Here is a 14249-nt window from a genome sequence, read left to right as displayed (position 1 = left end):
ATTATAACACAATATCTTTAGAATATTTATCTAAAAATTTTTTACTTAAAAAAACTAATATTATTGATATAGTTATTAATATAGTTGCCAATGCATTTATTTCTGGTGTGGCACCGATTTTTGCCATTGAATAAATTCTTAATGGTAACGTTTCATAACTAGGACTACTAACAAATGATGATATTGTAATATCATCAATTGATAAAGCAAAACTTAATAGCCAACTAGAAATAATAGCAGGTAAAATGAGTGGTAGTATTATTTTATTAAAAATAATAATATCATTAGCTCCTAAATCTTTTGCTGCTTCTAACATAAGTTTATCAAAATTATTTAATCTTGAATACATTATTATAACAACATAAGGCAAACAAAAAGTGATATGTGCACATAATAAAGAAAAAAAACCCAAAGGAAAATGTAATAACATAAATAATAATAATAAAGAAATTGCCATAACAATATCTGGAGACATTATAACTATAAATAATAATGTACTAATAAAATATTTTATATAATTATGTAAATGATATAAAAATAATGCAGTTAGTAATCCTATACATGTAGTAATTGTTGCAGATAATATACCAATAATAATTGAATGATATGTTGATTGTAATAACAGTGAATTATTTAATAATAATGTATACCATTTCAAACTAAATCCGTGCCATTCTACACCAAAAATAGATGAATTAAAAGAATTAATTATTAATAAAATAATTGGTATATATAACCAACTATAAATTATATATAATAATATATTTTTAAAAAAATTTTTACACATTATTTGTAAAATCCTTATAATTTTTACCATTTAAAAAATATATAATTTTCCAATATAATATTAGTAAAACTCCTGTTATAAAAATTATTATACTACTTAGTGCAGAACCAAATGGCCAATCTCTAATATTAAGGAATTGGTTTTTAATAATATTACCTATTAATAAATTTTGTGTCCCGCCCATTAAATCATTAATTGAAAACATACCTATTGATGGTAAAAATACTAGTAAACATCCAGAAATAATACCAGGACTAGTTAAAGGAATAATTATATAAACAAAAGTTTTCCAAAATGGTGCTCCTAAATCTTTTGCTGCTTCTATACAATATTTATCTAATTTATTTAAACTATTATATATAGGTATAATCATAAAAGGTAATAAGATATATATTAAACCTAAAATAACAGCTAAAGGAGTATATATAATATGTATAGGTTGCTTAATAATATGTAAATATATTAAAAATTTATTAAACCATCCATTAATACTAAGAAAAATTTTTAATGAATATATTCTAATTATAGAATTAATCCAAAATGGTAAAAATAAAAACATTAACATAATAGATTGTTTTTTATATGTCATTTGTATTAAAAACCAAGAAAACATATAACCAATAATTAAACATAAAATAGTAGTAATTAATGATATATATAAAGAATGTAAAAAAATCTTAATATATATAATATTTAATAATCTTAGATAATTTGTAAAATTAAAATGTATTTGTATTAAATGAACATTATTTTTTTTTAAAAAACTTACTATAATGATTATTACATTTGGTAATAATATAAATAATATTAACCAATTAATAATTATAAATATTATTGTATTTTTAATGTATTTAATTATTTTCTTCATAAGGCAATGTTACTTCCCATGTTTCTACCCAATTAATTAGCATTTTTTGATTTAATGAATGATCAAAATAAGGATCATCTTCATTAAAAAATTCATTTACAGTAATAATTTTACCATTTTGTAATCTTAGAGTAGATTCTAGTGTCATACCTTTATAACTTTTTTCTTTTACATATCCTATTAATCCTTTATTGATATAATCATCATATTGATTAATTTCTTTAATACGTAAATCTTCTGGACGTAATAAGACATGTATTTTATCTCCCGGAGATACTGGAAATAAAACTTTTATATTACATATATATCCTTCTAAATTTGCTTGTACTTGTTGATTATCTATTATTTTTATAATAATAGCATCAAATATGTTAATATTACCTATAAATTTTGCAACAAATAGATTAATAGGTTCTTCATAAATTTCTCTAGGTGTACCATCTTGTTCTATTTTTCCATTACGTAACAAAACAATACGATCTGATATAGTTAATGCTTCTTCTTGATTATGTGTAACAAAAACAAAAGTAATACCTAATGTTCTTTGTAAAGCTTTTAATTCATTTTGCATTTTTTTACGTAATATATAATCTAGAGCTGATAGTGATTCATCTAATAATAATATTCTAGGTTTGTTGACAACTGCTCTTGCAATAGCTACTCTTTGTTGTTGACCACCAGATAATTCATGCGGTTTACTATACATAAATTGTTGTAATTGTACCATATGTAAAATTTTATTAACTCTTTTATAAATTTCTTTCTTTTTTTTTTTTTGCATTTTTAAACCAAAAGATACATTATCAAACACAGACATATGTGGAAATAATGCATAACTTTGAAATACAGTATTAATTTGTCTATTTTCAGCCGGTGTATAAGTAATATCTATATTATCTAAAATAATAGAACCTTGATCAACTTTTTCTAATCCAGCAATTAATCTTAAAATAGTAGTCTTACCACATCCAGAAGGACCTAATATAGTAATAAATTCTCCATGATTTATTGTTAAATTAAAATTAGACAAAATTATTTTATTAAAATATTTTTTACTAATATTATTTAAACTAACTATTGGTTTTTTTATATTATTTTTTAACATAATTAAATTTTCATAAACATATTTAATAAATATATTTATATCATGAATTATATAAATTAATAATAATTAACTTCATATGTTTATATATAAAAATGTATTTTTTACAAAAAATTGCTTTATATCTAAATATAATAAAAACATTAATAATCAATTCTATTATTAGAAAAATTAATTAGTGGAATAGATTTTTCGATAATTCCTCCACCTAAGCATACGTGACGTAAATAAAATACTACTGATTGTCCTGGTGTAATACTAGATATAGGTTTTTTAAAATAAACTTTAATTTTTTTTGTTTTTATAAAAGAAATAATATAACAAGATATTTTTTTTTGTCTATATCTTGTTTTTATAGTTAGTTTTTGAGAAATATCTAATATTTTATTAATCCAATTTATATCTTTTGCTATTAATCCTATAGAAAATAAATATAAATTATTTTTTTCTTGTACTACTATTAAAGTATTATTTAATAAATCTTTTTTATAAACATACCAAGCACCGCCACAATAATTTTTTAATCCTCCTATACCTATATTTTTTCTTTGTCCTATAGTATAATGTATCAGACCTTTATGTTGTCCTAAAATATTACCATATATATCAGTTATATTACCTATATTAGATTTAAGATATTTATTTAAAAAAGTAACAAATTTTCTTTCTCCAATAAAACAAATACCTGTAGAATCTTTTTTTTTTGCATTAGTAAAATTCAATTTTCTTGCTATATTTCTAACTTCATATTTATTTAATCCACCAATAGGAAATATAATATTTTTTAATTGTTGTGATTTTAATGTATATAAAAAATAACTTTGATCTTTATTTTTATCTATACTAGTTAATAAATAAAATTGATTTTTTATTTTTTTACAACGTGCATAATGCCCAGTACTAATAAAATCTGCTTTCAAATAATTAAATGCAAAATTCATAAAATATTTAAATTTAATAATTTTATTACATAAGATATCAGGATTAGGTGTTCGTCCTAGTTTATATTCATGAAGAAAATGTTTAAAAACATATTCCCAATATTCAAATGAAAAATTAATTTTATGCAATGGAATAGATAATTGACGACATATACTCATAGCATCATGTAAATCTTGTTTAGCATGACAATAATTATTGGTATTATCTTCTTCCCAGTTTTTCATAAATAATCCTTCTACTTGATAATTTTGTTTAATTAATAACCAAGCAGCAACAGAAGAATCCACACCACCAGACATAGCAATAATGACTTTTTTTTTAATCATAAATATTATTGTGTATTTTACATATTTTGAATAGTTTGAATGCCTAACATATTTAAACCTTTTTTTAAAAATTGTGATGTTATAAATATTATTTTTAATCTACTAATTTTAGTATTATTATTAGTATTATTTAAAATATTACAATTTTCATAAAAAGTAGAAAATAATACTGCAATTTTATATAACCAATTACATAAAATATGTGGTAAGCCTTTTTCAATAACCTGTAATATAATTTCTTCAAATTCTAAAAACAATATAGCTAAATTAATTTCATTCTGATTTGTAAATATAATTGTATAATCTTTTATATTTTTAATACTCATATTAGATTTATTTAATATAGAAATAGCACGTACATATGCATATTGTATATATAAAGATGTATTACCTTCAAAATTTAATATTTCATTCCAGTTAAAAATATAATTAGACATTCTATTTTTTGATAAATCATTATATTTTATTGCTCCTACACCTATAATTTGTGCTAAATTATTTAATTTATGTTGTTTAATATTAGGTTGTTTGTTTAAAATAATTGTTTTAGATCTAGAAATAGCTTCATTAATTAAATATTGTAATTTAATATTATGTCCTTCCCTTGTTTTATATGGTTTAGAATTTTTATTCAATATCATTCCAAATACATGATGTTCTAACTGAACATTTTTTTTTACATATTTAGCTTTTTTTACAATATAAAATATATTTTTCAAATATTGACTTTGTCTTGCATCTATATAATAGATAATACGATCTGCATGTAAATATTCTGCTCTATATTTTATACAAGCTATATCTGTAGTAGCATATAAATATGCTCCATCACTTTTTTTAATTATAATAATATTATCAGAAATAAGATCATTATATTTAATTGGTATAATAACTGCACCATTACTAATAATAGCTAATCCTTTTTTTTGTAAATCATTAATAATATCTGGTAACATATTATTATATGTACTTTCACCCATAGTATGTGCAGAATTTAATAAAATATTTAATGTATTATATAATTGATAATTATTTTCCATAGTAATATTTATAAGTTTTTTCCATATTTTTAAACAAAATGGATCTTGATTTTGTAATTTTACTACATAATTTCTAGATTTTTTAGCAAAATTAATATCATTAATATATTTTTTTTGTGCTTGTTGATATAATATATCTAAATTTGATATACTTAATTCCTTATTAATATTTTGTTTATATATTGTTAAAAAAGCTATAAGCATGCCAAATTGTGTACCCCAATCTCCAATATGATTTACTGGAATAACATTATGTCCTACAAATGTTAAAATACGTACTATAGCATCTCCTAAAACTGTTGATCTTAAATGACCCACATGCATTTCTTTTGCTATATTAGGACCAGAATAATCTACTACTATATTTTTTATTTTAATTTTTTTATTAAATCCTAATGTTGAAGATATTAAAATCATATTCATTTGTTTTGATAACCATATTTCATTAATAAAAATATTAATATGCCCAAATTGGGAAACTTCCATTTTTTTAATAATATCAATATTATTTATATTTTTAATAACTTTTATAGCTAAATGTTTTGGATTTAATTTTAATTTATTAGCAGCAGTAATAATACCATTTACTTGATAATGTCCAAATGTTACTTGTTTACATTTACGTAAAACAACATTATAACTATCCGGTATACTAGCTTGTATCATAGCATTATATATATATTTAGACAGTATTTTTTTGATATTCATAATTTTACCTAATATAAATATTATGTAATAATTAATAATACTATATTATTAAATAATTACATGTTAATGTTTTATTTTTTAATAATTTTACAATATAAAAACAAACTTATTTAATTAAATTTAAAGATTATATTTTATAATTATTAAAATAATTTTATATGTTTTAATAAACGAATTACATAATAATTTTTAAAAAAAATATTTGTTAATAAATATATATAATATTTATTTAATATAAAAAATATGATTTTTATAAATTACTTATTAAATATTTTATACATTAATAAGGAAAATATGTTATGCAATTTAGAATTTATTGTGGGAAAATTAATGAACAATTTATTAATAAAATTATTACTATTTATGGATGGATTGAAAATTATAAAGATTTAGGAAAGTTAATTTTTGCTAATATAAGAGATAGAGAAGGTATTATACAATCAGTATTTACTTCTAAAAATAGTGATGTATATAATATTGCAAAAACATTACGTAATAATTTTTGTGTAAAAATTACTGGGAAAATAGTTCCAAGAAAAAAACCAAATATTAATATTTATACTGGTAAAGTTGAAATAATTGTTTTTAAAATATTAATAATTAATAAATCAAAAAAATTACCTATAGATAATAATAATATTAATATAGAAGAAAATAGATTAAAATATCGATATTTAGATTTAAGACAAAATAAAATGATTAATATTATTAAATATAGATCTTATATTAGTAATATAATTAGATTATTTTTAGAAAAACATCATTTTTTAAATATTGAAACTCCAATTTTAACACATATTACTCCTGAAGGTTCTAGAGATTATTTAGTGCCTAGTAGAATCCATAAAAATAGTTTTTATGCTTTACCGCAATCTCCACAAATTTTTAAACAATTATTAATGATTGCAGGAGTAGATCGTTATTATCAATTTGCTAAATGTTTTCGTGATGAAGATTTACGTTCAGATCGTCAACCAGAATTTACACAAATTGATATAGAAATTTCATTTGTACATTCTAATATATTTAGAAATTTTATTGAAGAAATGATAACTTATGTATGGAATAAAATATTAAATGTTCAATTAAAAAAATTTGATGTTTTAACATTTCATGAGGCAATGAAATATTATGGTAGTGATAAACCTGATTTACGAAATCCATTAAAATTAATTGATATAACACAGTATATAAATAATAGGAAACATTCTTTAATAACTGCTATTATTATAAATAAAAAAGATTTTAAAATATCATATAAAGATTCATTTTATAAATATCATATTTATATGAAAAAATATGGAACCTATGATTTAAATATTTTTAAAGTGAAACATTTAAATCTTATTAGTATAATAGAATATAATAATTCTTTAATAAATTTAGATAATACAGAAGCAAAATATATTATTCAAAAATTTAATCTAAATAATAATGATATTATTTTTATTGGTTCTAATAAAAATTTAGGTCATATATATTCTATGGGTATGTTAAGAACAAAATTAGGTCATGATTTCAATATCATTAAACATGATATATGGTGCCCATTATGGATTATAAATTTTCCATTATTTAAGAAAGATAAATTAGGTAATTTAACATCTATGCACCATCCATTTACATCACCAAAAATAGAAGATCTGAAAGTATTAACCTTAAAACCTGAAAAAATTATATCTGATTCATATGATATTGTAATAAATGGATACGAAATTGGTAGTGGTTCTAAAAGAATTCATGATTATAATATACAAAAAATTATTTTTAATTTATTAAAATTAAATGATAAAATGCAACAACAAAATTTTGGTTTTTTTTTAGAAGCATTGCAATATGGAACACCACCACATTTAGGAATAGCATTAGGATTAGATAGATTAGTAATGTTATTAACAAATACTAATAATATTAGAGATGTAATTGCTTTTCCTAAAACAACATCTGCTTCTTGTTTATTAACTAATGCACCTAATAGTTTCAATAATAATATTTTACATGATGTAGGATGGATTATTAACAATATAAAATAGGAATGTTATTTTATGTCTGGACATAGTAAATGGGTTAATACACGTTATCGTAAAGCTTTACAAGATCGTAAAAAAGATAAAATTTTTTCTAAAATAATTAAAGAATTGCATACAGCAATTAAATTAAATAATAATATAAACCCACAATATAATAATCGACTAAAATTAGTTATAAGTAAAGCATTATCATATAATATGAATCGTATAATGATTAATAAAATTATATCAAAATATTTTAAAGAAAATATTAAAACAACACAAAATATACATATGAAAAATCTTATATATTATGGGTATATGAATAATATAACATTTATGATTAATTGTTTAACTGATAATTGTAATCGTACTGTAAGTTTTATACGTCATACTTTATATAAATATGGTGGTACACTACAAAATTATAACATAGTAAATCATATATTTAAATATTTAGTATCTTTTATATATCAAATTAATCATAATATTGATCTAATTATGGATATTGCTGAAAAATTAGTTCCTGAAGATTTTATAATTAATCATGATACTATTGAAATGATTTTTTTAAAAAATAAATATAAAAATATTTTATTACAATCTAAAACATTTAATATAAAGCCTATAAAAATCATATTTAATATAGTGCCATATATAAAAAAACAAGTAAATCAATGTGTAAAAAAACAAATATTATTTTTAATAAAAGATTTACTATCTAATCATGATATACAAAAAGTCTATCATAATGCTGATTTTATTATAGATCAATAATTATGTCTATTATACTAGGTATTGATCCTGGTTCAAGAATAACAGGATATGGTTTAATTAAAAAAAATAAAGATAAATTAATTTACATTAATAGTGGATGTATTGAAACCAAAATTAAAGATTTCCCTATGCGATTAAAAATAATTTATTCTAAAATAAGTGATATTATTAATACATTTAAACCTACAGATTGTGCGATAGAAAAAGTTTTTATTGCTAGAAATATAAATTCTGCTTTAAAATTAAGTTATGCTAGCAGTGCTGTCATAATTTCTGCTATTAATCATAATTTATCTATTTTTGAATATTCTAATACTAAAATTAAATTAGTAGTAGGAGGTATTGGTATTGCAAAAAAAATACATATACAAAATATGGTACGTATAATATTACATTTATCCGATATACCTAATCAAGATGCTGCAGATGCTTTAGCTGTTGCTATTACACATAGTCGTATAATTATTAATTAATTTATTATATTTTATATATAAAATTTTTATTTGCAATTTTAAAATATTATTTTTTATAAAAAATAAAATATATTTATTTGTATGCTTGTAATATTATATCCATGCCAGCTATTACATTGGTTTTATTTTTTTTAACTTTTACTATTTGTTTGATGTCTTCAATATTAGAAATAATTACAGGTGTTAAAATAGATTTAGCATGTTTTTTTAAATATTCTAAATCTACTTCTATAATATTATCACCTTTTATTACTGTATTATTATTTGTAGTAAAATTGAAAATTCTTTTAAAACCTTTACCTTGTAAATTAATAGTATCAATGCCAAAATGTACAAATAATTCTATATTATTTTTTGTAATAATAGAAAAAGCATGATTAGTATCAAAAATTTTACCAATAATCCCGTCTACTGGTGCAACAATAATATTACCAGTAGGTTTTATTGCTATGCCATCTCCAACAATTTTATCAGCAAAAACTGGATCTGGAACATATTTAAGATCAATAATTGTTCCTGTAATAGGTGTAAAAATTTGTGTACAAATATGTTTTTTTATTTCTGTATTTTTTTTAAAAATTTTGTTAAATAACATTCTATAATTATCCTTTTATTTTATAAATATTAATTATTATTTAATAATTGATTAATTTTTTTTGCAGTGGATTCTGATAAAATTTTATTAGCTAATTCTTTAGCTTGTGACATGTTAATATTACGGATTATATTTTTAACTTTTGGTATAGAAATAGCACTCATACTTAATTCATTTAATCCCATCCCTAATAATACTGGAATAAGTTTTTCATCACTTGCTAATTCACCACACATTCCTGTCCATTTTCCTTCAGCATGAGAAGCATCAATAACTTTTTTTATTAAATAAAATATTGCTGGATGCATAGGATTATATAAATGTGAAATTAAATCATTACCACGATCAACCGCTAATGTATATTGTGTTAAATCATTAGTACCTATACTAAAAAAATCAATTTCTTTAGCTAAGGATTCTGAAATAATAGCAGAAGCTGGTGTTTCAATCATAATACCTATTAATATTTTTGAATTAAAATCTTTTTTTTCTTTATATAATTGTTTTTTTAAAAAATTTAATTCTGATTTTAATAATAAAACTTCTTCTAAAGAAATAATCATAGGAAACATAATAGATAATTTACCAAAAATAGAAGCTCTAAGTATAGCTCTTAATTGTGTATGTAAAATATCTTTACGATCCATAGTAATTCTAATAGCACGCCATCCTAAAAAAGGATTATCTTCTTTAGGTAAATTCATATATGGTATATTTTTATCACCTCCTATATCTAATGTTCTAATAATTACAGATTGATTATTCATTTTTTCTGCTACATTTTTATATGCATTAAATTGTTCTTCCTCTGTTGGTAAGGAAATACGATTCATAAATAAAAATTCAGTACGGTATAAACCAATACATTCAGCACCATTTTTTTTTGCATTATTTAAATCTTGTATGGAACCAATATTAGCACCAACTGTTATTTTATAATGATCTTTAGTATAAGATGGTAAAAAACTTAAATTTACTAATTTTTCTTTTTCTTGAATATATTTATTATGTTTTAATTTAATATTTTTAATAATATTATTATCAGGATTAATATAAATTTTATTACTTATGCTGTCTAAAACAATAAAATCATCATTTTGTACTTGTTTTGTAATATTACCTGTTCCAACAATAGCAGGTATTTCTAATGAACGAGCCATAATAGCAGTATGAGAAGTTCTACTACCTAAATCAGTAATAAAACCAAGAATATTTTTTAAATTTAACTGTGCAGTTTCAGATGGTGTTAAATCTTTTGCAATTAAAATAACTTGTTTGTTTATATCATTAAAATCATTAATATTAATATTTAATATATTTTTAATTAAACGACTACCAATATCTTTAATATCAATTATTCTTTCTTTTAAATATTGATCATTTAATTTTTCTAATAATTTTATTTGTTTATTTATAATTTTTTCTACAGCAGCAGCAGCAGACAATAAATATTTTTTTATTAATATAATTACATCTTTTATCATTTCATCGTCTTGCAATAATAATATGTGACTTTCAATGATTGTTTGTTTTGTACAATGATTATTATCTATATTCTTTTTATTTTGAATATTTTTTAATTGTTTTATAGATTCTTTTTGTCCATTAATAAATTTATTAATTTCTATATTAACTTGATATTTATTAATTTTTTTATGATTAATAATAATATTATTAACTTTTAATAAAAAAGCTTTACCAAAAGTAATACCAGGAGAAGCTATAATCCCTGAAATCATATATTTACCTCAATAATTATATAATTTAATAATTTTATTAAATTATTTTTAAGTTTTAGCTAAAAATTATTATATTAATAATATTTTATTTCTAATAAAACTTACTTAATATATTTAGAATTTATTTTATAATTATATTATATATATTATAATGTTTTAATAATATTTACTAAATGATCTATAGCTTTTTGTTCATCTAGTCCTGAAGCAGTTAAAGTAATAATAGTTCCTTTAACTAAACCTAATGTTTGAATTTTAAATAAACTTTTAGCATTTACTGTAACATTATTATATGTAATAGTAATATCTGATTTAAAGGATTTAGCTGCTTTTACAAATAAAGCTGCTGGACGAGTATGTAAACCATGTTGGTTATTAATCATAACTTCTTTTTGTACCATTATTTTTCCCTAAAATTTTATATATTTGAAATTATTATATAGCCATACAAATATTTTACAATACATCAATATAATTGATTTATTTTATTAAATATAAGTATTTGGTAAATAATAATATAAAATATAATATTTATATTATTAAAATTATAATTAATAATAAATATTATATTTTTTTAAATTTTTACTTATGATACTGATTTTTAATAAAAAAAACAAATTTAAATAATATGAAATTTATAATTTTAATTTTTAAATATTAATAAGATAATATGATTTACTATATTAAAAAAACATATAAATTATATCATTTTAATTATTCTATTTATAAAAGTATATATATTATATAAAAAATATAAAGCATTTTTATGCAAATACTAGTAATATTAATTATATTAATAATATTAAATAACAATAGAATAATTCTATTATGAATATAATATTTGATTACAAAAATAATAAAAATAAATTATCTATTCAAATTATACAAAAAATTATAAAAAAATATTACACTCCTTGTTGGGTATATTATGCAAATAATATTAAAAATAAAATATTACAATTAAAAAAATTTGATATTATTAGATTTGCTCAAAAAGCATGTTCTAATATTCACATATTAAAATTTATGAGAAAACAACAAGTTAAAATTGATGCAGTATCATTAGGTGAAATAGAAAGAGCTTTATATGCTGGATATAATCCTAATCAAGATATTATATTTACTGCAGATATTTTTGAAAAAAATACATTAAAATGTGTGATTGAATTAAATATTACTGTTAATATTGGATCTATTGATATGTTACATCAATTAGGAAAATTAAAAAAACAGCATAATATATGGTTACGTATTAATCCTGGATTTGGTTATGGACATAATAAAAAAACTAATACAGGAGGTATAAATAGTAAACATGGAATATGGTATTCTGAAATAGAACAAACACTTAATATTATTAAAAAATATCAATTTAATTTAATTGGTATACATATGCATATAGGTTCTGGTGTAAATTATCATCATTTACAAAAAGTATGTAATGCTATGTTATATAATGTAACACAACCATATATGCCTAAAATATGTGCTATATCTGTAGGAGGTGGATTGCCCATACCATATAAAAATAATGATACACCTATTAATATTAATAATTATTTTAATATATGGGATCATACTAGGAATATAATTAAAAATTATTTTAAACAAAATATAACACTAGAAATTGAACCAGGACGTTTTTTAGTAGCTGAATCAGGTATATTAATTTGTCAAGTTCATGCTATAAAAAATATAAATAATAGAAGATTTATATTAGTTAATGTTGGTTTTAATGATTTAATTAGACCTGCTATGTATGGTAGTTTTCATCATGTATCAGCAATCTCTTATGAAGGATTAGATCTTTCACAAGATATAAAAATACCAACTATTATTGCTGGTCCTTTATGTGAATCTGGAGATGTTTTTACACAGTTAAATAATGGAGATATTACTACGATTTTATTATCTATAAATATAAAAATTTATGATTATTTAATTTTTCATGATACAGGAGCATATGGTGCTACAATGTCCTCAAATTATAATAGTAGACCATTAATACCTGAAATATTTATTTATAATAATAAAATACATCAAATTAGACGTCAACAAACAATACAAGAATTAATTTCATTAGAACAAGTATATTAAATATATATATTTACATAAAAAAATTTGTATTATTAAAAAAAGTTTTTTTTAAAAAAAATGCTTTAGGAGATGTATAACAAACATTTCCTAAATAATCTATAAATTTAGTATTTTGTTTTTTATTCGATTTATTTTTAATAATTAATATAGAACCATAATAATTATTTAATTCTTGTATTTGACCTAGAATTAATAATTGAATTAAATTATACCAATCTTTATATAAAATTTTTTTTTCATCTACTGTTGGACTCCATAATTTAGGATGACCAATAATTCTTTCTTTTAAAGGAGTATTAATACTATTTGTAATAATAGGTATCCATAAAATTATGGATAATTTTTTATATAATATACTAGTATTCCAAAACATATTATTATTTTTAAATAAAGAACATGTACAAATATAGCTATCATTTAATACATTAAAATTTTTATTTATAGTAATAGTTTTAATTTCTATACCCAGATGTTCAAAATCTTGATGATATTTATTATTTATATGTCGTCCTATTAAATAATATTCTATTAATTGTCCAGCAAAACCTTTATTATATTTTATATTTATAGGAATAGGATAATTTAAAAATTTTGCTATATCAGTAATACTATATCCTATAATTAATTTTAATTTTAATATTAAAATTTTTATACTATGAATATTTGTATGCATTATTTTATTTATATATAATGTTTTTTTATAAAAACATTACAACTAACTAAAAGTAAATATATTGTTTTTAAAAAAAATATAAATAATTATATAATTAAACTATTAATTTATAT

General features: G+C 19.8%; 13 protein-coding genes. 4 read left to right on the top strand and 9 right to left on the bottom strand.

Annotated features, from left to right (window positions below; genetic code table 11):
• Position 1: 1 nt before the first annotated feature.
• The 5 genes from potC to argS form a co-directional block, all read right to left on the bottom strand.
• Positions 2 to 787 carry a spermidine/putrescine ABC transporter permease PotC gene (gene potC, locus GJT85_RS02155; protein ID WP_208754571.1) on the bottom strand — a complete coding sequence of 262 codons (786 nt, stop codon included), beginning with the start codon at positions 785 to 787 and terminating at the stop codon, positions 2 to 4.
• Positions 780 to 1655, bottom strand: a complete 876-nt coding sequence (potB, locus tag GJT85_RS02150; RefSeq protein ID WP_208754570.1) for a spermidine/putrescine ABC transporter permease PotB — start codon at positions 1653 to 1655, stop codon at positions 780 to 782. Before potB ends, potC begins: the two co-directional genes overlap by 8 nt.
• Entirely contained in the window at positions 1639 to 2760 is a 1122-nt protein-coding gene (gene potA / locus GJT85_RS02145) for a spermidine/putrescine ABC transporter ATP-binding protein PotA (protein WP_208754569.1), read from the bottom strand. Before potA ends, potB begins: the two co-directional genes overlap by 17 nt.
• Positions 2761 to 2900: 140 nt before the next feature.
• Positions 2901 to 4034 (bottom strand): tRNA 2-thiouridine(34) synthase MnmA, encoded by a 1134-nt coding sequence (mnmA, locus tag GJT85_RS02140; protein WP_425482949.1) that lies wholly within the window; start codon positions 4032 to 4034, stop codon positions 2901 to 2903.
• Between the two features lie 8 nt (positions 4035 to 4042).
• A complete protein-coding gene (gene argS / locus GJT85_RS02135; protein WP_208754567.1) occupies positions 4043 to 5773 on the bottom strand; it encodes an arginine--tRNA ligase in 1731 nt (576 codons plus the stop codon).
• 299 nt (positions 5774 to 6072) lie between these two features.
• On the opposite strand from argS, the gene aspS reads away from it, so the two are divergent.
• The 3 genes from aspS to ruvC are packed head-to-tail and all read left to right on the top strand — an operon-like array spanning position 6073 to position 9032.
• Entirely contained in the window at positions 6073 to 7806 is a 1734-nt protein-coding gene (gene aspS, locus GJT85_RS02130) for an aspartate--tRNA ligase (protein WP_208754566.1), read from the top strand.
• 12 nt (positions 7807 to 7818) lie between these two features.
• Complete coding sequence (locus tag GJT85_RS02125) at positions 7819 to 8559, top strand: YebC/PmpR family DNA-binding transcriptional regulator (protein ID WP_208754565.1); 741 nt, start codon at positions 7819 to 7821, stop codon at positions 8557 to 8559.
• A 2-nt stretch (positions 8560 to 8561) separates the two neighbouring features.
• On the top strand, positions 8562 to 9032 hold the full coding sequence (gene ruvC, locus GJT85_RS02120; protein WP_208754564.1) for a crossover junction endodeoxyribonuclease RuvC: 471 nt from the start codon (positions 8562 to 8564) through the stop codon (positions 9030 to 9032).
• Positions 9033 to 9105: 73 nt separating this feature from the next.
• Here ruvC and GJT85_RS02115 read toward each other — a convergent pair whose 3' ends face one another.
• The 3 genes from GJT85_RS02115 to GJT85_RS02105 all read right to left on the bottom strand — a co-directional run bounded on the left by GJT85_RS02115 (position 9106) and on the right by GJT85_RS02105 (position 11767).
• Complete coding sequence (locus tag GJT85_RS02115; protein WP_208754563.1) at positions 9106 to 9627, bottom strand: glucose PTS transporter subunit IIA; 522 nt, start codon at positions 9625 to 9627, stop codon at positions 9106 to 9108.
• 29 nt (positions 9628 to 9656) lie between these two features.
• The gene (gene ptsI / locus GJT85_RS02110) at positions 9657 to 11366 is read right to left on the bottom strand and encodes a phosphoenolpyruvate-protein phosphotransferase PtsI (protein ID WP_208754562.1); all 1710 of its coding nucleotides are present in this window, start codon (positions 11364 to 11366) and stop codon (positions 9657 to 9659) included.
• A gap of 146 nt (positions 11367 to 11512) precedes the next feature.
• Positions 11513 to 11767 carry an HPr family phosphocarrier protein gene (locus GJT85_RS02105; RefSeq protein ID WP_208754561.1) on the bottom strand — a complete coding sequence of 85 codons (255 nt, stop codon included), beginning with the start codon at positions 11765 to 11767 and terminating at the stop codon, positions 11513 to 11515.
• A 427-nt stretch (positions 11768 to 12194) separates the two neighbouring features.
• On the opposite strand from GJT85_RS02105, the gene lysA reads away from it, so the two are divergent.
• Positions 12195 to 13463: a diaminopimelate decarboxylase gene (lysA, locus tag GJT85_RS02100; protein ID WP_208754560.1), complete on the top strand. Its 1269-nt coding sequence runs from the start codon at positions 12195 to 12197 to the stop codon at positions 13461 to 13463.
• 10 nt (positions 13464 to 13473) lie between these two features.
• Here the strand turns inward: lysA and GJT85_RS02095 are convergent, their stop codons facing one another.
• Positions 13474 to 14136: a MutH/Sau3AI family endonuclease gene (locus GJT85_RS02095; protein ID WP_208754559.1), complete on the bottom strand. Its 663-nt coding sequence runs from the start codon at positions 14134 to 14136 to the stop codon at positions 13474 to 13476.
• Positions 14137 to 14249 lie beyond the last annotated feature (113 nt).

This window comes from Enterobacteriaceae endosymbiont of Neohaemonia nigricornis (assembly GCF_012571795.1).
Taxonomy (GTDB): Bacteria; Pseudomonadota; Gammaproteobacteria; order Enterobacterales; family Enterobacteriaceae.
Note: the sequence above shows the minus strand (reverse complement) of the source record. Positions and strands in the feature narration are given on the sequence as shown.